We start from the raw sequence: 18673 nt of genomic DNA on the forward strand, positions 1-18673 counted from the left end.
GCAACGAGCCCCGGCTGCCAAAGGCGGCCGGGGCTCGTGCATGGAAGCGACAGCGCGAAGGATCAGGCCTGGTCGGCTTCGCCTTCGGCAGCGGCGTCGGCACCACCGCCGACGGCCAGCGCCACGGCCAGGGCCGGGTTGGCGTCACCGCCGTGCGCAAGGTAGGTCACGCCCCTGGGCAGCTTGACCTGGTTCAGGTGCAGCGTGGCGCCGGCGAGCATCTGCGACAGGTCGACTTCGATGAACTGCGGCAGGTCGTTCGGCAGGCACGAGATTTCCAGTTCGTTCAGAACGTGGTTGATCACGTTGCCGGCGAGCTTGACGGCCGGCGAGTTCTCGGCGTTGGCGAAGTGCAGGGGCACCTTGGTGTGCACGGCTTGGCCAGCGGCAATGCGCTGGAAGTCGACGTGCAGCACTTGCGGCTTGTAGGCGTGCCATTGCACGGCGCGCAGCAGCACGTTCTGGCTCTTGCCGTCGAGCTTCATGTCGAGGATCGAGGCGTGGAACTCTTCCTTGCGCAGGGCGTGGAAGATTTCGTTGTGGTCGAGCTCGACGCTCAGCGGCTGGCCTTCGCCGCCGTAGACGATGGCCGGGACACGGCCCGCGCGGCGCAGGCGGCGGCTCGCACTCGAACCCTGGACGCTACGCGTGGTGGCGTTGAATTGCATGGACTTCTCCGTGATGGCGGCTGGGCCGCCGGAAACTGCGCGCCGCCGACATGGCGGCACGCCTTTGCGCCAGGGCCGCGACCAGCCCGGGCGTGAAAACCAGAATACTTACTCGACGAACAGCGAGGAGACCGACTCGGCGTGCGAGATGCGCAGCATCGTCTCGCCCAGCAGCGCAGCGCACGAAAGCTGGCGGATGCGGCCGCAGGCGCTGGCGGGGTCGGACAGCGGAATGCTGTCGGTCACGACCAGGCTGTCCAGGTCGGATTCGGAAATGCGTTCGATGGCGTTGCCGGAAAGCACGGCGTGCGTACAGTACGCGGCCACGCTCAGGGCGCCGTGTTCCTTCAGGGCCGCGGCGGCCTTGCACAGCGTGCCGGCCGTATCCACCATGTCGTCCATGATGATGCAGTTGCGGCCTTCGACCTCGCCGATGATGTTCATCACCTCGGAGACGTTGGCGCGCGGGCGGCGCTTGTCGATGATCGCCAGGTCGGCCTCGAGGCGCTTGGCGAGCGCGCGGGCGCGCACCACGCCGCCGATGTCGGGCGACACGACCAGCAGGTTGTCCAGGCTGCGCTTCCAGATGTCGCCCAGGAGGATCGGCGCGGCGTAGATGTTGTCGACCGGGATGTCGAAGAAGCCCTGGATCTGGTCGGCGTGCAGATCCATGGTGAGGACGCGATCCACGCCGGCGACCTGCAGCATGTTGGCCACCACCTTGGCCGAGATCGACACGCGCGCCGAGCGCGGGCGGCGATCCTGGCGGGCGTAGCCGAAATACGGGATGGCGGCGGTGATGCGGCCGGCCGACGCGCGGCGCAGGGCATCGACCATCACCATGATTTCCATCAGGTTGTCGTTGGTGGGCGCACAGGTGGGCTGCAGAACGAACACATCCTTGCCGCGCACGTTCTCGTTGATCTCCACCATCACCTCGCCGTCGGAGAACCGACCGACGGTCATCTTGCCCAGGGGCATGTCGAGGTGATTGGCCACGTCTACCGCCAGCCGCGGGTTCGCGGTGCCGGTGAAAATCATGAAGTTTTGTCGCGTCATTGCGCCGAGTCCGTTACCTGTTGCACCAACAACAAGGCTGTTGAGCGCACATTGCGTTCAACAGCCTGGCGAACGTGTAGCTGGAATGGAGGAACTTTCTTTCCGGAAGACTCGACGACAGCGCGGGCTCATGCCCAGCATGACGTGCGTTTCGGGAATCAGGCAAACCTTCGGGAAAGAAAGCGGGGCTGGGGAGGAAGGATTCGAACCCTCGAATGCCGGAATCAAAATCCGGTGCCTTAACCAACTTGGCGACTCCCCAACGGCGGCCTATGCGGCCCAGTGCTGCAGTGGATGCCCATCGAGACCTTGACAAACCGTCACGGCCCTGATCGCATCCTTGGCCGAATTCGACTGACGCATTGTAGCTGCGATTTCGGCTTCCAGTGCAAGGGCTTGGGCTTCGGAAGCGCACTCTACGAAGAGACAGGCGCCGGAACCGGACATCCGCACGGTGCTGCGCGTATCCCCACCGGAGCGCCGGAGTGCCTGCGTAGCGACAAGCCTGGCAAGAGCAACCATTGGAAACCGGGAGAATACCACGGGTTCGAGATCGTTCTTGCCGAAGCTGCCGAGAAACGAATACTCAGGCAGCCCCAAGGCCTGCGTTGCTGCGCCGTCAGAAGCTCTGGGCCCAACCACGTTGTCCTGCACTTTTTCCTCGCCGGCTGCGCTTGAATGCCGAGCAACCGAGCCAGGAAAGTCAGAGATTTTGACAGGATTTGTATCGCGCGTCAACTCCTGGGCGCGAAAAGCGGCCTCCGTCGGCACATGCGCGTTCGGCTGGATGACGACGTACCACTGTGGCGCGAGCCTCACGGCCCGCAGCGCCTCGCCGACGCCTTCGGCAAAGGCATTCTGGCCGAACACGAAAACGGGCACGTCCGCCCCCAGCGGCAGCGCGATGCGCTGCAGCTCGGCGCGGCCGAGGCCGGTACCCCACAGCCGGTTCAGGGCGAGCAGCACGCTGGCCGCATCGCTGGAGCCGCCGCCCAGGCCGCCGCCGGCCGGTATGCGCTTTTCGACCTCGATGTCGACGCCCAGGCGGCAGCCCGTTGCCCTGCGCAAAGCGAGCGCGGCATTGACGGTCAGGCAGGTGGCTTCGGGTACGCCCGGGATCGGCGTCACCCGGCGGATGACGCCATCGTCGCGGCGCCGGAAATGCAGGGTGTCGGCCAGGCCGACGAAGCGGAACACGGTCTGCAGCAGGTGATAGCCGTCCGCGCGGCGTCCCACCACGTGCAGGAACAGATTGATCTTGGCCGGCGCCGGCACATCGCGCAGGATGGGCGGCGGCAGCGCATCGGCGGCCGCGGGCGGGGTGCTCTGGCTCATGGCGCCGGCGGCGTGATGACGAGGCGGCCCTGGATACGCCCACGCCCCGGCTCGTCGCGCTGCAGCTCCATGCGCACGGGGCCGAGCGCATCGTAATCGGTCACACGCACCTGCCAGCCCGCCTGGGCGAACGCCTGCGGGCGCCCCTGCGCGTCGCGCTCCTGGACCTGCGCCGCGGGCGAGGGGGCCAGCCCGCCGCGCAGCCAGTAGCGCAGGCCCTGCACCGGGAAGGGGCTGCCGAGCACCCGCTCGACCAGCGCCTCGGCGGTGTCGGCTTCGGTGACGGTGCCGTTGGCCTCGGTCAGCACGGCACGGCCGTCGGGCGCCACTTCCACGCGGGCGATGATCGCCCCCATCGGCGAGCTGAGATCGAGCGTCAGCGCACGGCCGTCGTCGCGCCACGCGAAGCCGCCCTGCACGGCGTGCTGCTTGCCGCTGTATTCGTCCGAGCGCAGGGCGAAGCGGCCGCTGCGGGCGATCGCGCCCGCGCTGACCGCAGCCTCGTCGACCGGCGCGACCGCCGGCGGCGCGGCGCAACCGGCCAGCACGGCGCCCGCCAGCAGCAGCGCGGCCCAGGCGCGGCGCCGCCGCGCGACGGCCGTCACCTGCGCACTGCGCTCGTTCCCGAGCGGCAGCACGTTCACGGCTGCACCCCCAGGCGCTGCAGCGTGCTGCGCAGCAAGGGGTCGTCGGGGCTGCGCGTCTGCACCGCGCGCCAGATCAGCATGGCTTCTTCCTTCTTGCCGTCGGCCCAGAGTGCCTCGCCCAGGTGCGCGCCGATCTCGGCATCCGAGCGCAGGCGCCAAGCGCGGCCCAGGTATTCGATGGCCTCGGCGTAGTTGCCCTGGCGGTAGTGCACCCAGCCCATGCTGTCGAGGATGGCGGCGTCGTTGGGCTCGAGCTGCAGGGCGCGCTGGATCAGTTGCTCGGCCTCATCCAGGCGCTGGTTGCGGTCGGCCAGGGTGTAGCCCAGTGCGTTGTAGGCGTGCGCGCTGGTCGGGTCGATCGCGATGACCCGGCGCAACTGCAGTTCCATGTCGTCCAGGCGGCCGTTCTGCTCGTACAGCATGGCGAGCTCATAGCGCAGCTCGGTGTTCTCGGGCAGCATGGCCACGCCGCCCTCCAGCGCGCGCATGGCGTCGGAGGAACGGCCCGCGTCGCGCAGGATCTGGCCGCGCACCAGGGTCTGCAGCACCTGTTCGCGCTCGTCCTCGGGGTTGGCCGAATCGAGCAGCAGCATGGCGTCGTCCACCCGCCCCTGCTTGGCGCGCACCACGGCCTGGCGCATGCGGGCGGGGAAGCGGGCCTCGGGCGCGGTCATGGAAGCCAGGATGCCGTAGGCCTGGTCGTAGCGGCCCTCCTGCTCGGCGATGCGCGCGAGCAGCAGTTGGGCATCCACCAGGCTGGAGGTCGGGTCGAAATCGTCCTGGCTGGCCGAGCGCCGGCGCGTCTCGACCTGGATGTACTCGTTGAGCCACTTCTCGGCCTCGCGCGGGCGCCCCGCCTCGTAGCTGATCGCGCCTTGCAGGTAGAGCAGCACGAAATCCTCGGGCGAATACTTCGCCATGGCGCGCAGCTCGCCGATGGCGCCGTCGTAGTCGCCACGCTGCACGAGGGCGGTCACGAGCGCCAGGCGCAGATCGCGCGCGTCGGGATGGCGCTCGGCGAAGCTGCGTGCGGTGGCCAGCGCCTGCTGCGGCTCGACCAGCAGGCCGAACTGCAGCACCATGCCCGCCGCCAGCTCCCAGTCGGGCCGCGCGGCCAGGGCCGCCCGCGCCTCGGTCACGGCGCGCCGGTGATCGCCGGCGTCGAAGGCCGACTGGGCGAGCGCGGCGTGCGCCTCGGGCAGATTGCGCAGCTCGCCGGTGACCATCTGGTCGAGCAGCTCGAAGGCGCGCGGCTTGTCCGCCAGCCGCGACAGCACCTGCTGCGCCTGCACGATGGCCTCGCCCTTGTCGTTGGCGGCAGCGATCTGCGCGCGCAGGGTCTCGACCAGGTGCTCGGTATTGCCGTTGGCGGCGGCGAGCATCAACTCGGTGTGATAGGCCTGCGGATCCTGCGGCGCGAGTTCCAGCCAGAGGCGGGCGGCGTCCCAGGCGCGCGGCAGATTGTCGCCCGCCAGCGCGAACTCGAGGGCGCGCCGGGCCAGGCGCGGATCGCGGGTATTGCGCGCAAGCTCCAGCGCGGTGCTGGTGGCCGTGGCCCAGGCGCCGTTCTGCGCCGCCCAATCCGCGACCAGGATCTGATACAGGATTTCGCCGGACAACGCGACGTCCGGAAGCTGCGCCACCATCGGCGCCTCTTCGCCCACTATCGGGACCGCATCCATGTACTCGCCGGGTTGCGCCGGTTGCGCCACCACGGGCAAGGACATGCCCAGACCCGCCGCCAGCGCCAGGCCGGCGCCGGCATTCTTTACGATTTTCAGCAGCATCAACGCTTTCCGCTCGTTACAGCGCGCCTTGCGGCGGCCTTACCTACCCCCATTTTCCCATGATCCGCCGCCATGTCGGCGAGCACGCCGCCGGCTTTGGTATTCTGCCGATCGAAACCTCGGGCGCAACCCGCCCCCTGCGTCCCTCGAACGACGCGCCAACGCACCTTTCATGCCCGAACTACCCGAAGTCGAAGTCACGCGCCGCGGCATCGCCCCCCACGTCGAGGGCGCCGTCCTGCGGCGCTTGGACGTGCGCGACGCCCGATTGCGCTGGCCCGTGCCGCCGGCCATGGCGGCCGAACTGGCCGGCCGCACCGTGCGCGAAGCCGCGCGCCGCGGCAAGTATTTACTGTTGCGTTTCGACAACGGTACCCAGCTCGTGCACCTCGGTATGTCCGGCTCGCTGCGGGTGGTCGAGCCGGACGCCCCGCCCGGCCTGCACGATCACGTGGACTGGGTCTTCGACGGCCTGATCCTGCGCCTGCGCGATCCGCGCCGGTTCGGCGCCGTCCTCTGGCACGCCCAGGACGACGGGCCCGTACTCGCGCACCCGCGTCTCGCCACGCTCGGCATCGAGCCCTTCGATCCGGCCTTCGACGGCTATCTGCTGCATCGCATGACCCGCAAGCGGGCCACGCCGATCAAGCAGGCGCTGCTGGGCGGCGAGATCGTGGTCGGCGTGGGCAACATCTACGCCTCGGAAAGCCTGTTCCGCGCCGGCATCCACCCGCGCACGCCGGCCGGGCGCCTGAGCCTGCCGCGCTGCCTACGCCTGGCGGACGAAGTGAAGGCCACCCTGGCCGAGGCCATCGCCGCCGGCGGCAGTTCGCTGCGCGACTTCGTGCACAGCGACGGCAGCTCGGGCTACTTTCAGATCGACAGCCGGGTGTATGGCCGCGAGGGCCTGCCCTGCCGCGCCTGCGCCACGCCGATCAAGCGCATCGTGCAGTTCCAGCGGGCCACCTTCTACTGCCCCCGCTGCCAGAAGTTCTGATGATGCAGCCGCCTCCGTGATCCCCATGCCCATTTCCGACGCCTTCGCCGAACGCATCATCCGGTGGCAGCGCAGCCACGGCCGCCATGCCCTGCCCTGGCAGAACACCCGCGACCCCTACCGCATCTGGCTCTCCGAGATCATGCTGCAGCAGACGCAGGTGGCCACGGTGATTCCCTATTACGAGCGCTTCCTCGCCCGCTACCCCGACGTCGCCAGCCTGGCGGCGGCCCCGGACGCCGACGTGATGGCGCTATGGGCCGGCCTGGGCTACTACACCCGCGCGCGCAACCTGCATCGCTGCGCGCGCGAGATCGTCGCGCAGTGGGAAGGCCGCTTCCCGCCGGACGCCGAGCGCATCGCCACCCTGCCCGGCATCGGCCGCTCCACGGCCGCCGCCGTCGCCGCCTTCGCCTACGGCGAGCGGGCCGCGATCCTCGACGGCAACGTGCGCCGCGTCTTTGCCCGGCACTTCGGCATGGCCGGCGACCCGGCCTCGGCCAAAGTGCAGGCCGGCATGTGGGAACGCGCCGACGCCGAGCTGCCCGCGCCCGGCCCGGCGCAGGCGGACGACATGCGCGCCTACACCCAGGGGCTGATGGACCTGGGCGCCACCCTCTGTACGCGCGGCGTGCCGGATTGCGCGCGCTGCCCCGTGCGCGAGACCTGCGTTGCGCTGCGCGAGGCGCGCCAGCACGAACTGCCGACGCCGCGCAAGCGCAAGGCCGTGCCCGAGCGCAGCGCCCATCTGCTGTGGGTCGAGCACCGGGGCCGCACGCTGTTCGAGCGCCGCCCGCCCAGCGGCATCTGGGGCGGCCTCTTGAGCCTGCCCGAGTTCGAGGGCGAGGACGCCGCGGCGGCCTGTCGCCGCCTGGGCGTGGAGCCGGGGCAGATCGACCGCCTGGACCCGTTCGTCCATACATTCACGCACTTTCGCCTGACCGCCACGCCGTGGCGCGTGGCCGCCGCCGGGATCGCCCTGCGCGAGGCGGATCGCCACGAATGGCTCGAGCCCGAGCGGCTGGCCGATGGCGGATTGCCCGCGCCGATCAAGAAGCTGCTGTGCGATCGGCGGCAAGGCGGATTGTTCTGACGCACCAGGCAGCGGCGCGATGCACCAGCACCATGGCGACCAACATGGTGCCGGCGAAGGCGTGAGCGCGCAGGGCCGGCGGCCAGGCGGCGGCGAACGCACCCGCGAGCGCGCAGAGCACCGGCATGTAGAGCAGCATGCCCAGCACGGCCAGCGCCGCGCGCGATGCGCGGCGCCCCGCGACGCAGGCGTACAGCATCCAGGCCGAGGTCCAGGGGAAGGCCAGCAGGTGGGCCCGGGGACTGAACCCCGCCACCACCGACTGCGCGAACCCCAGCTCGGCGCAGCGCGAGAGGAAGATGGCGGCGGTGAGCGACGCGCCGTCCAGCAGGACCGCCGCCACGCCTGGCATCGCCAGCGCAAGACCGCCGGCGCACACGCTACGGCGGCGGCCGCCCGCCAGCCGGTCAGCCGTTCCCGGAGCAGCAGCCATGGCCCGCCTGGGCGTCAGTCTGCGCCGCATCGTCGCCGCAGCAATTGCCCTCCAGCGCGCTCGCGATGACCCCGCTGTGGTTGCAGCAACCGCCCTTCCACCAGCGCGCGCCCTCGCCATGGCAATACTTGTCGTCGGCCTCGACCATGCGCATGAACATGGGGTGGTAGTTGCGGCAGACTTCGAGTTCGGTCTTGACCCAGTGCAGAGGGTCCTGCGCGTAGTGCTCCCAATAGTCGCCCGCCATGTTGATGCCGGGTACCGCCGGGTTCCAGCTCTCGTCCAGCCAGAGATCGACGTCACCGTACTTGGCGCACAGACGGCGGATGTCCGGGTCGTCCAGCGCCAGCAGGCGGCCGTTCTCGATCACGTTCTCGTTGTCGCCCGAGCGCTCGACGGTATAGGTCGGGAAGTACAGGTGCAGGTGCCAATGCCCGACCAGCAGCCCCTGGCGCGCCGCTTCGCGCTCGGCCACCGAGGAAATGATGGTGCCGAACCCCATGTGGATGACGCCCGAGCGTACGCGCTCGTACAGGCAGTTGACGAAACCGGACGGGAAATCCTTGCGCGGACGGTGGATGTGCGGGTTGGTGCCGATCGATGCCTCCCACCAGTGCATGATGCCCTTGCCGGGGAAGGTGGGGTACTGCAGATCGCGCGTGCGCTCCATCACGTCGCGCAGCTTGTCGCCGAAGGCGCCGCCGGCGTTGATGCTCGTGATGCGCGAGTTCTCGACGACGAGCTGAGTCCAGTCGCAGGGCGCGATGTGGTTGGTCGTGCCGGCGATCACACCGCAGGCGTCCTCCTTGGTGGGGTGGAACATCCAGGGCCGGCCCGTGATGTGGCCCGGCAGGTAGGTCTTGCCGAAGTGCTCGTTGCCGCGCCAGGTGGCTTTGACGAGGTCGGGATGGTAGAACTCGCGGCGCTCGTCCCAGTATTCGTCGTGGTTGGTGTAGGAAATGTCCGTACCTTCGGGATCGGTGATGCGCACGCGCCGCGCCGTGCGGATGCGGTCCCAGGTCCAGCGGTCGATGGCGTTGATGACCTCGATCGGCATGGCGTGCGCCGGAGAAGCCAGGATCTCCGGCGTGATGAAGGGCATGCGCTGGATCTTGATGTAGCGCTCGGCCAGCACGGGCCCGCCGTAGCCCATCAGGATCTTGTCGTACTGCTGCTTCTTCTCTTCTTCTTCCCACCAGTCCATCCACTCGGCGAGTTCCTTGGTGCGAAAGAGGTAGTAGTCCACTTCATCCTCGCCGCGCCACTGCGGCACCGGGCCGCGGTCGATCTTCTGGATCTCGTACTTCACGCCGTACTTCTCGAGAATCTTCTGGCAGGCCTGGATGGTCAGCTCGCTGTGCCAGTTGTCCACGCGCAGCAGCACCCGCTCGCCCGGCTTGAGATCCCAGCAGGCGTTCAGGCCGTGGTTGTAGGGCCGGCGCGCCACGTGCTCCAGATAGGGCAGCAACTGGTCGGCATCATGCACTTGCACGAAGGGCGGGCAGCGCGGGCGCCGGCTGGCCCGCAACGGCGGCGCGGCGTGACGGGGGAATCCGGCGATGTCGCGGGCGGTTGGATGGTCGGGATGGCTCATACGGTCGGGTCTCCTGGTCGGAAATGGATGCCGGGGCGGCGCGCCCGGTCTGCGGAGCAGCCGGGCCAAGCGCTCATGAAAGGCGCACGTCGATACGCCCTAGTCGATGCGGGCGCCGGCCTGCTCGACCACCGCGCCCCAGCGCTTGCGTTCGTCGGCGATGAAGGCCGCAAAGTCGTCTCCCTCCAGATGGGCCACCTCGGCGCCGCGCTGGCGCAACTGCTCGCGCAGGTCCGGCTCGGCAAGGGCGGCTTGAATGGCCTCGCCCAGGCGCTGCACGACAGCGGGCGGGGTTCCCTTGGGTGCGAAGATTCCGTCCCAGGCCACCACGTCGTAGTTGGGCAGGTTGGCCGCTTGCGCGACGGAAGGCAGGTCGGCGAATTCCTGCAGCGGCTCGGCCGTGCTGACCGCCAGCGCCCGCACGCGCTTGGCACGCACCTGCGGGCCGGTGTTGGGCACGACATCGATCATCATGTCGACCTGTCCGCCCATCACGTCGGCGATCGCCAATGCGCCGCCGCGGTAGGGGATGTGCATGATGCGCACCCCCGCCTGCGAATTGAGCATCTCCAGCGCCAGATGCGAGGTGGTGCCGTTCCCGGCCGAGGCCGCCGTCAGCTTGTGTGGCGCCGCCTTGGCTGCAGCGACGAGTTCAGGCAGCGTGCGGTACGGCAGGTCCGGCCGCACGACGAAGAGCGCGCCGATGCGGGTGAGCTGCGCCACCGGCGTGAAGTCCTCAGGCGCGAAGCCCGGCGACTTGTACAGCGCGTGGTTGATCGCGAAGGTGCCGTTGGTGCCGTACAGCAGGGTATGGCCGTCCGGCTGCGCCCGGGCTGCGGCAGCCGAACCGATATTGCCGCCCGCACCGGGCTGGTTCTCGATGATGATGGTCTGCCCGAGCTGGGCCTCCAGACGGGTCGAGACCAGGCGGGCCAGGGTGTCGCCGCCGCCCCCGGCCGGGAACGGCACGATCAGCCGTATGGGCTTGGCCGGATACGACGGTGCGGCAGCAGCAGCCGCGCCCGCGGCGAACGCGAACACCAGGGCCGACAGGGCACAGCAGCCCAGCCTTGCGGCCTTCCTCAAGGTATGCATTTCTTGTCTCCTCGGTTTCTGTCGATGATCTTCTGCATGCAAACGAGCGAAGAATCTCAGAAAACACGCAGGATTTCAAGATTTCTGCATGCAGAAAATGTGAAAACACAGCGGCCTTGGCCTGGGCGACACAGCTTTGCATGCAATAATGCCCGGCGTCACGGCGAGCAAGGAGCACCAGAGGTGAGTTCACACATCGAGCGCGTCACCACCGAACTGCGCCGCCGCGTCCTGGCGGGCGAGCTGCGCGCCGGCGAACGGATACGGGAAGTCCACGCGTCCGAAGAACTGGGCGTGTCGCGCACCCCGCTGCGCCTGGCGCTGAGTCAGTTGGCGGCCGAAGGCCTGCTCGAGCGCCTGCCCACGCGCGGCTTCCGTGTGCGCCACTTCACGCTCGAGGACGTGACCATGGCCATCGACGTGCGCGGCACCCTGGAAGGCATGGCCGTGCGTCTGATCGCGGAAGCCGGGGTCACGCCCGTGCTCGTGCGCGAACTCGAGGCCTGCGTGCAGGAAGGCAGGCAGTTGCTGGAAGGCGCGTCACACGACGAGGCCGGCCTGGACGCCGGCCGATGGGCGGCGATGAATGTGCGCTTTCATGATGCCCTCATCCAGGGCGCGGGCAACCCGGCGCTCGGCGCTGCAGTGGCGGCAGTCGCCAAGAACCCGATGGCGGGCGCAGGCGCCCTGGGCGTCAGCGGCGTGCAGCCGCTGGTGGAGCTGGCCTTCGTTCAGCGCGCCCAGTTCGACCATGAGGATGTGTTGAAAGCCCTGGTCCAGGGCGAAGGCAGCCGCGCCGAAGCGCTGATGCGCGAGCATGCGCGGCGCAGCCGGGACAACAAGCGCGCGATCATCGAGGGCATGCACCGGGCACGCGCCGGTGCCGGCGCGTGAGCGACGGCAGGCGGAATGTATCGACAGGCATCGAAACGCAGGCCTTCTCCATGGCGATCGAGGCGATCGATTGCCCGGTGATCGCCCGCTGAACGACACACCGAGAATCCCTACCCGGGCACCGTCCGCAGCGCCTGCCCGAGGCGCCGCATCCCCTCTTCGATCGCCTCCACGCCGCTCGCCGCGAACGACAGCCGCAGGGCGGTCCCGCTCGTGGGCACGGCACGAAAGGCCTTGCCCGGGACGAACAGCACGCGCGCCTCGACGGCAGCCTTGAAGAGCCGTTCCGCATCCAGCGGGCGGCGGGCGCGCGCCCAGACGAACATGCCGCCGGCGGGTTCGACGGCGTCCAGCCATTCGGCCAGGTCTGCCCGCAGCGCCTGCATCATGGCGCGCATGCGCGCGGCGTACTCGGCGCAGGCGCGGGCTACGGTGGGCGCGTAGCGGCCGCTGTCGAGATAGGCCGCGGCGATGCGCTGGGCGAGTCCGGAGGTGCAGAGGTCGGCGGTCTGCTTGGCGACGGTGCAACGGCGCAGCACGTCCGCCCGGCCGACCATCCAGCCGATGCGCAGTGCGGGCGCGACGGTCTTGGACAGGCTGGACAGGTAGATCACAGGATTGTCGCCGCCGCCCGCGGCCGCGCCCACGCGGTAGAGGCTCGCCACCGGCGCGCCGGCAAAGCGCAGTTCGCTGTACGGATCGTCCTCGACGATCAGGAAACCATACTCGCGCGCCAGCGCGACCAGGGCCTCGCGCCGCGCGGGCGAGAGCGTGGTGCCGCTCGGGTTGGAGAAGGTCGGGACGGTATAGACAAGCTTGGGCCGATCCGCGGGCGCGCAGCCGCGCAGCCAGTCGGCCAGCGCATCCACGTCCAGGCCCTCGGCGTCGACGGGCACGTCCTGGATGCGCGCGCCGGCCAGGCGCAGGGTCTGCAGCACGGCCGGATAGGTGGGCGATTCCACGCACACGACATCGCCCGGGTCGATGCCGGTGCGCACGAGAAGGTCGAAGGCCTGCTGCGAGCCGGTGGTGACGAGCACGTCGGCCGGCGCGCAGGCGATGCCGCGCGCGCCGCAGGCCTGGACCAGGGCCTGCACCAGCAGCGGGTCGCCCTGGGTCGGCCCGTACTGCAGGCTGGCGCCGGCCTCGAGCAAGGCATTGCCGGCGGCCACGCGCAGGCCCTCGGCGTCGAACAGGCCGGCCGAGGGATAGCCGCCGGCGAACGAGATCATGCCGGGCAGCGACAGGTAGGGAAAGAGTTCGCGGATCGGCGAGCCCGCGGGCTCGCGGTAGCGTTCGGCAAACGCAAACGACATGCGGCCTCCGGCTCAGGCGGCCGCGCGCACGGATCGACGCAGAGCGTCGATCGACGCCTGCTGCAGCCCGGCGTAAAGGGCGAACTCGTCCTGCACCGCGGCGCCCAGGTCGCGCTCGAACTCGGCCTTGGCCGCGTTGGCCGCGTAGCTCTGCTGTTCCTCGCCGCCCAGGTTGGACTGGAAGATGCCCGCGGCGCTGACCGGCAGGAAATCCTCGTAGGTGATGGGATGCGCGGCGAGCAGCCCCTGCGCGATCAGCGCCTCCAGGTCCGGCTCGCCCGCGGGCAGCTCGCCCCTGGCGTCGTAGCGGAAATACGCCAGGCCCTCGCGGCGCAGCGTATCCCAGTCGTCGGGAAAGGCGGCGAAGGCCTGGGCCAGCGCCGCGCCATAGCCCTGGGCGTCGCCGATGCCGGCCGCGCGCGCCTCGGCCAGCAGGCGGTCGTACAGCGCGCGGCCCTTGGGCGTGAGCGCCGCGCCGCGCTGTTCGATCTCGCCGAAGCGGGCGGTGTGCGTGCCGTCGGTGGCGCTGCCCTCGCCCGGAAAGCGCACGGCCTCCTGCAGGGCGCGAAAGCTGGTCTGGCGCAGCAGGATGGGGCAGCGCCGGCGCGGCGGGCCCTCGACGAAGTTCTTGGCCTTCAGGCCTTGCTCGCCCATGCGCACCTGGGCCGCGTCGATGTCCAGCGTGCGCGGCGTGAGGTGGTTGATGTGCGGGCCCTTGAAGCACAGGATGTCGGCGGCCAGCGGGTGCGCGCCGTGCAGGCGGCGGTAGGTGTCGGCGTCCACGGTGGCTTCGTCGTGCCAGCGGAAGGTTTCCAGCACCTCGGCCACGAAGGCATCGGCGGCGGCTTCGTCCAGGCCGCCGTCGCGCTCGGCCCGGGCGGTGAGCGAGAGCGCACCGTCGGTGAAGATGCGGCGGCGGGCCAGGATGGCCCTGGCGTCCTCGCGCAGCTCGGCCGGCTCGATCAGCTCCAGGCGCAGCAGCGACGTGAAGAGGCGAAACGGGTTGGCCTCGAGCGAGGTTTCGGCCACCGGCCGAAAGGCGGTGGAGTGCACCGGCACGCCCGCCACCGACAGATCGTAGTAGCCGACCGGGTACATGCCCATCACGGCCAGGATGCGCCGCATGGTGGCCAGCTCCTCGGCGGTGCCCAGGCGGATGGCGCCGTGGCGCTCCACGCCCAGGCGGGCGTCGCTGTCGGTCAGGCCGGCGGCATCGGCCGTCTGGCGGTTGATGTCGGCGACGATCTTGAGCAGCGTGCCGTACTGGGGCACTTCCAGGCGGTACATGTCGGACATCGCGTCGGCAAAGCGCGCACGGATGACATCGGGAGAGACGTGAGCGGACATTGGCGTTCGGCCTATCGGGTCGGTTGATTCCATCTACGCATGGGCAGACCAGGCAAACATTCTATTTGAGCTGAAAACGCCACCGCAAACGATGATTTCCACTGATATCATTCTGAAAAGGAATGACCTGCCATGCGTTTCCCGCGACAGTACCTACCCTCCACCGCCGTTCTGTGCGCCTTCGAGGCGGCCGCCCGCCTGGGCAGCTTCACGACCGCGGCCAGCGAGCTGAGCCTCACGCAGAGCGCGGTGAGCCGGCAGATCCGCGCGCTCGAGGAGGCGCTCGGCGCCGAACTCTTCGTGCGCGAACGCCAGACCGTGCGGCTCACGCTGGCGGGCGAGAACTACGCGCTGCAGGTGCGCGACGCGCTCACGCGCATCGCCAACGCCTCGCTGGAATTCCGCGCGAGCCCGACGGGCGGCGCGCTCAATCTGGCCCTGCCGCCCACCTTCGGCGCGCGCTGGCTGGTGCCGCGCCTGCCCGCGTTTCGCGCGGCGCATCCGGACATCGCGGTGAACCTGGTCAGCCAGTTGCACAACTTCGAGGACGACGGCGTGGATGCGGCCATCCAGTTCGGCGAGCCGCAGCGCCCCGGCACCGAATCGGCAAGGCTGATGGGAGAACGCGTGCTGCCCTTGTGCAGCCCGGCGCTCAGAACGCGCCACGCCTTCGCGCAGGCGCTCGAGCTGCTCGACGCGCCCCTGCTGCACCTGGAGAGCCGGCCGGACGCCTGGGAGCGCTGGTTCCGCGCGCAGGGCGTGGACGTGGGCCGCGTGCCCGGCATGCTGGTCGATCAGTACGAGTTCGTCGGCCAGGCGGCGCTGGCCGGGCTCGGCGTGGGCCTCTTGCCCACCTTCATGTTCGAGGCCGAACTGGCGGCCGGCAGGCTGGTGCCGGCCTGGGGCGAGCCGCAGGCCAGCACCGGCTGCTACCACTTGATGTGGCCGGTGGCGCGGGCGGCCTATTTTCCGCTGACGGTGTTCCGGCAATGGCTGCTGGATACCTGCGCCGCCGAGGCCGGGCCATAGCCCGCAGCCGCCCGGCAGCGCCGAACCAGCGCCGGCCTGCGCAACCGCCCGCGCTCAGACGCGCCGGATGCGGTGCCGGTGAATGGACATCAGCAGCCCGGCCGCCACGCCCAGGGTGAGCAGCGCCGTGCCGCCGTAGCTCATGAAGGGCAGCGGCACGCCGACCACGGGCAGCACCCCCGCCACCATGCCGATGTTCACGAAGATGTAGACGAAGAACACCATGCTGATCGCTCCCGCCAGCAGGCGGGTGAAGGTGTTGGGCGCGCTCCAGGCCACGCCCAGGCCGCGCATCAGCAGCATGAAATACAGCACGAGCAGCACGATGCCGCCCAGCATGCCCATTTCCTCGGCATAGACGGCGAAGATGAAGTCGGTGGTGCGCTCGGGCACGAAGTCGAGCTGGCTCTGCGTGCCGTTCATGTAGCCCTTGCCGAACACCCCGCCCGAGCCGATCGCGATCGAGGACTGGATGGTGTGGAACCCCTTGCCCAGGGGATCGGTGGTCGGGTCGAGCAGCGTGCAGACACGGTGCTTCTGGTACTCGTGCAGCACGACCCAGTCGAACTCGGGATCGCACAGGGTGTGTTCGTAGGTGAGGACCAGCCCGACGCTCACCACGCCCACCAGCGCGATCGGGGCGAGCAGCTTGAACGACAGGCCGGCGAAGTAGATCACCGCGAAGCCGGCGGCGAACACCAGCAGCGCCGTGCCCAGGTCCGGCTGCTTGACGATCAGCAGGAAGGGCACCGCCAGCAGCAGGCCCGCGACCAGGAAGTCGCGCACGCGCAAGGAGCCTTCGCGCCGATGGAAGTACCACGCCAGCATCATGGGCACGGCGATCTTCATCAGCTCCGAGGGCTGGATCACGGTGACGCCCAGGTCCAGCCAGCGCGTGGCGCCCTGCCGGGTGGTGCCGGCCACTTCGACCAGGGTCAGCAGGACGACGCCGAGCAGGTAGATCGGCCAGGCCAGCCGCATCAGCAATTGCGGTGTGGCCTGCGCCACCACCCACATCGCGGCGAGGGCGATGGCGAAGTTGCGCAGTTGTTCGGCGAAACGGCCATGCGTACCGCCCACGGCGGACTGCATGGTCGCCATGCCCACGCACGCGAGCAGGCCGAGCAGCAGCAGCAGCCAGACGTCGAAGACGAACACGCGCGAGGCGACGCGCTTCAGGATCTCGGTCATGGTTCTTCACGCGGGGGAATCAACGGCGCGGTGGCCGAAATGCTCATGGGCAGCGTGCGCTCCGAAAACGTGGCCGCGGGCGCGCCGCCGCGTGGCGGACCGCTCGTGCGGTTGCCGGCATCGGATGCCGCGTCCGGCACCTGCGCGACGCGCGCCGGGACAGGCGGGCTGGCGGGCTGGGCGGGCGCCCCCGCCGGGCGGGCCGGCTGCGAGGGCGGCGCAGCGGGTACGGCCTGCGCCGTCTGCGCTGCCGCGCCCTGCCGCGAGGGCGATGCGCCGGCGGCCGTGGCCGCCCCGGGCGGCGCCTCGTTGGCCGCCTGTAGCTGCGACACCGCGGCGCGGTCCACCAGCCAGTAGTCGAACACCTGCCGGGCGATGGGCGCGGCGGTGGACGCGCCCCAGCCGCCGTTCTCCACCAGCAGCGCCAGGGCGATCTGCGGCTTGTCCACCGGCGCGAACGCCATGTAGAGCGCATGGTCGCGCAGGCGCTCGGCCACCTGGTGGGCGCGGTATTTCTCGCCGCGCAGGCTGAAGACCTGGGCCGTGCCGGTCTTGCCCGCGGCCGCGTACGGGGCGCCCTGGAAGGCGCGCCGAGCGGTGCCGGAGCGGTTCACGTCGGCCAGCGCGGCCTTGACCAGGGCAATGTTGCGCTGCTGCAGCGGAATCCGGTAGCTCTCCCTGGGCACGGTCAGCACCTCGCCTTCGTGCTTGCTCGCCAGGACCGACTTCACCACGTGCGGCTTCATGTAGACGCCGTCGTTGGCGAGCACCGCGGTCGCCTGCGCAAGCTGCAGGATGGTGAAGCTGTTGTAGCCCTGGCCGATGCCCACGGACACCGTCTCGCCGTTGTACCAGCGCTGGTCTTCCGCCTTGCGATAGGCCTGGCGCTTCCACTCCGTCGAGGGCAGCACGCCGGTCTTCTCGCCTTCCAGGTCGATGCCGGTGATCTGCCCGAAGCCGAAGGGCTTCATGAAGTCGTGGATGCGGTTCACGCCCAGCTCGGAGGCGAGCGAATAGTAGTAGGTGTCCGAAGACACCACCAGCGAGCGATGCATGTTGGTCGCGCCGTAGGCCGCGTTGCCGGCATTGCGAAAGCGATGCCCGGCCAGCTCGAAGAAGCCGGGGTCGTGGATCACGTCGTTCGGGCCGCGCACGCCGTATTCGATGCCGGCCAGCGCCATGAACGGCTTGTAGGTCGAGCCGATCGGATAGGTGCCCGACAGCGGCCGGTTGATGAGCGGACGGTCCGGCGACTCGGACAGCAGCTTCCAGTTCTCGACGTCGATCCCATTCACGAACAGGTTGGGGTCGAACGAGGGCTGCGACACGAAGGCGAGGATGTCGCCGGTGGCCGGCTCGATGGCGACCAGCGCGCCGCGCTGATTGCCCAGCGCGGCTTCGGCCACGCGCTGCAGATGGATGTCCAGCGACAGGCGCAGGTCGCGCCCCGCCACCGGCTCGGTGCGCCGCAGTTCGCGCACGGGCCGCCCGCGCGCGGTGACTTCGAGGGCGACCGCGCCGGCCTGGCCGTGCAGCACTTCCTCGTAGGATTTCTCCACGCCCTGCTTGCCGATGTGCTGCGTGCCGCGGTAGTTGCCGATCCGGCCCGCCTCTTCCAGGTGCTCGACGTCGGCCTGGGAGATCCGGTTGATGTAGCCGATCACGTGCGACGCCGCCTCGCCCTGGGGATACTCGCGCATCCAGCGCGACTGCAGGTTGACGCCGGGAAAGCGGAAACGCTGGGCCGCGAAGAGGGCCGCCTCGGCCTCGGTCAGGCTGGTGCGCAGCGGGATGCTGTCGAAGCGGCTCGATTCGGCGCGCAGGCGGTTGAAGCGCCGGCGGTCCAGCGCCGTTACCGGGATCACCTCGGCCACGGCCTCGATGATGTCGTCGATGCGCCCGCCCACTTCGGCGGGCGTGATCTCCAGCGTCCAGGTGGATACATTGCGCGCGAGCGGCACGCCGTTGCGATCGAAGATCTCGCCGCGGCGCGGCGGCAGCGTCTGCACCGAGATGCGGTTGTTGTCCGCGCGCGTGACGTAGTCGCCGTGCTGCACGACCTGCAACCACCATAGGCGCGCGCCCAGCACGCCGAAGCATGCCAGGGCCACCGTGGCCGCGACGACCAATCGCACGCGGAATCCACGGGTCTGCTCGCGCTGGTTATTGAGTTCGACCATGGCAACCG

The 18673-nt window shown here is 69.7% G+C and carries 16 protein-coding genes and 1 tRNA gene; 4 read left to right on the top strand and 13 right to left on the bottom strand.

Annotated elements, in window-relative coordinates; all coding sequences use genetic code 11:
- Window positions 1-62: 62 nt before the first annotated feature.
- The 6 genes from FOZ76_RS01185 to FOZ76_RS01210 form a co-directional block, all read right to left on the bottom strand.
- Window positions 63-668 carry a 50S ribosomal protein L25/general stress protein Ctc gene (locus FOZ76_RS01185; protein WP_143946291.1) on the bottom strand — a complete coding sequence of 202 codons (606 nt, stop codon included), beginning with the start codon at window positions 666-668 and terminating at the stop codon, window positions 63-65.
- Between the two features lie 108 nt (window positions 669-776).
- Window positions 777-1727 (bottom strand): ribose-phosphate pyrophosphokinase, encoded by a 951-nt coding sequence (locus FOZ76_RS01190; RefSeq protein WP_170235246.1) that lies wholly within the window; start codon window positions 1725-1727, stop codon window positions 777-779.
- A 188-nt stretch (window positions 1728-1915) separates the two neighbouring features.
- Window positions 1916-1989: transfer RNA gene (locus FOZ76_RS01195), tRNA-Gln, on the bottom strand.
- Window positions 1990-1997: 8 nt separating this feature from the next.
- Window positions 1998-3062 (bottom strand): 4-(cytidine 5'-diphospho)-2-C-methyl-D-erythritol kinase, encoded by a 1065-nt coding sequence (gene ispE, locus FOZ76_RS01200; protein ID WP_143946292.1) that lies wholly within the window; start codon window positions 3060-3062, stop codon window positions 1998-2000.
- The gene (locus FOZ76_RS01205) at window positions 3059-3667 is read right to left on the bottom strand and encodes an outer membrane lipoprotein LolB (RefSeq protein ID WP_143946327.1); all 609 of its coding nucleotides are present in this window, start codon (window positions 3665-3667) and stop codon (window positions 3059-3061) included. The genes ispE and FOZ76_RS01205 overlap by 4 nt, the downstream gene beginning before the upstream one ends.
- Before the next feature lie 35 nt (window positions 3668-3702).
- Window positions 3703-5496 carry a tetratricopeptide repeat protein gene (locus FOZ76_RS01210; RefSeq protein WP_143946293.1) on the bottom strand — a complete coding sequence of 598 codons (1794 nt, stop codon included), beginning with the start codon at window positions 5494-5496 and terminating at the stop codon, window positions 3703-3705.
- Between the two features lie 172 nt (window positions 5497-5668).
- Here FOZ76_RS01210 and mutM point away from each other — a divergent pair, with 172 nt between their 5' ends.
- Together mutM and mutY are read left to right on the top strand one after the other, a co-directional pair.
- A complete protein-coding gene (mutM, locus tag FOZ76_RS01215) occupies window positions 5669-6493 on the top strand; it encodes a bifunctional DNA-formamidopyrimidine glycosylase/DNA-(apurinic or apyrimidinic site) lyase (RefSeq protein ID WP_143946294.1) in 825 nt (274 codons plus the stop codon).
- A 25-nt stretch (window positions 6494-6518) separates the two neighbouring features.
- Window positions 6519-7586 (top strand): A/G-specific adenine glycosylase, encoded by a 1068-nt coding sequence (mutY, locus tag FOZ76_RS01220; RefSeq protein ID WP_246129242.1) that lies wholly within the window; start codon window positions 6519-6521, stop codon window positions 7584-7586.
- Here mutY and FOZ76_RS01225 read toward each other — a convergent pair.
- The 3 genes from FOZ76_RS01225 to FOZ76_RS01235 form a co-directional block, all read right to left on the bottom strand.
- Window positions 7543-8019 carry a hypothetical protein gene (locus FOZ76_RS01225; protein WP_143946296.1) on the bottom strand — a complete coding sequence of 159 codons (477 nt, stop codon included), beginning with the start codon at window positions 8017-8019 and terminating at the stop codon, window positions 7543-7545. The genes mutY and FOZ76_RS01225 overlap by 44 nt on opposite strands.
- Complete coding sequence (locus FOZ76_RS01230; protein WP_246129243.1) at window positions 7994-9613, bottom strand: PDZ domain-containing protein; 1620 nt, start codon at window positions 9611-9613, stop codon at window positions 7994-7996. The genes FOZ76_RS01225 and FOZ76_RS01230 overlap by 26 nt, the downstream gene beginning before the upstream one ends.
- Window positions 9614-9712: 99 nt before the next feature.
- Window positions 9713-10708, bottom strand: coding sequence for a Bug family tripartite tricarboxylate transporter substrate binding protein (locus FOZ76_RS01235; RefSeq protein ID WP_143946297.1), 996 nt, complete (start codon window positions 10706-10708; stop codon window positions 9713-9715).
- Between the two features lie 183 nt (window positions 10709-10891).
- Between FOZ76_RS01235 and FOZ76_RS01240 the strand changes: the two genes are divergently transcribed.
- Window positions 10892-11602 carry a GntR family transcriptional regulator gene (locus FOZ76_RS01240; protein WP_143946298.1) on the top strand — a complete coding sequence of 237 codons (711 nt, stop codon included), beginning with the start codon at window positions 10892-10894 and terminating at the stop codon, window positions 11600-11602.
- A 110-nt stretch (window positions 11603-11712) separates the two neighbouring features.
- Here FOZ76_RS01240 and FOZ76_RS01245 read toward each other — a convergent pair whose 3' ends face one another.
- On the bottom strand, window positions 11713-12918 hold the full coding sequence (locus FOZ76_RS01245; protein ID WP_143946299.1) for an aminotransferase-like domain-containing protein: 1206 nt from the start codon (window positions 12916-12918) through the stop codon (window positions 11713-11715).
- Window positions 12919-12930: 12 nt separating this feature from the next.
- A complete protein-coding gene (gene hglS, locus FOZ76_RS01250) occupies window positions 12931-14265 on the bottom strand; it encodes a 2-oxoadipate dioxygenase/decarboxylase HglS (protein ID WP_143946300.1) in 1335 nt (444 codons plus the stop codon).
- 132 nt (window positions 14266-14397) lie between these two features.
- On the opposite strand from hglS, the gene FOZ76_RS01255 reads away from it, so the two are divergent.
- A complete protein-coding gene (locus FOZ76_RS01255; RefSeq protein ID WP_143946301.1) occupies window positions 14398-15294 on the top strand; it encodes a LysR substrate-binding domain-containing protein in 897 nt (298 codons plus the stop codon).
- A 54-nt stretch (window positions 15295-15348) separates the two neighbouring features.
- Here the strand turns inward: FOZ76_RS01255 and rodA are convergent, their stop codons facing one another.
- Both rodA and mrdA read right to left on the bottom strand, forming a co-directional pair.
- Entirely contained in the window at window positions 15349-16485 is a 1137-nt protein-coding gene (gene rodA, locus FOZ76_RS01260) for a rod shape-determining protein RodA (RefSeq protein ID WP_143946302.1), read from the bottom strand.
- Window positions 16482-18665 carry a penicillin-binding protein 2 gene (mrdA, locus tag FOZ76_RS01265; RefSeq protein WP_211365918.1) on the bottom strand — a complete coding sequence of 728 codons (2184 nt, stop codon included), beginning with the start codon at window positions 18663-18665 and terminating at the stop codon, window positions 16482-16484. Before mrdA ends, rodA begins: the two co-directional genes overlap by 4 nt.
- Window positions 18666-18673: the final 8 nt, after the last annotated feature.

Source organism: Verticiella sediminum (assembly GCF_007558815.1).
GTDB lineage: Bacteria > Pseudomonadota > Gammaproteobacteria > Burkholderiales > Burkholderiaceae_B > Verticiella > Verticiella sediminum.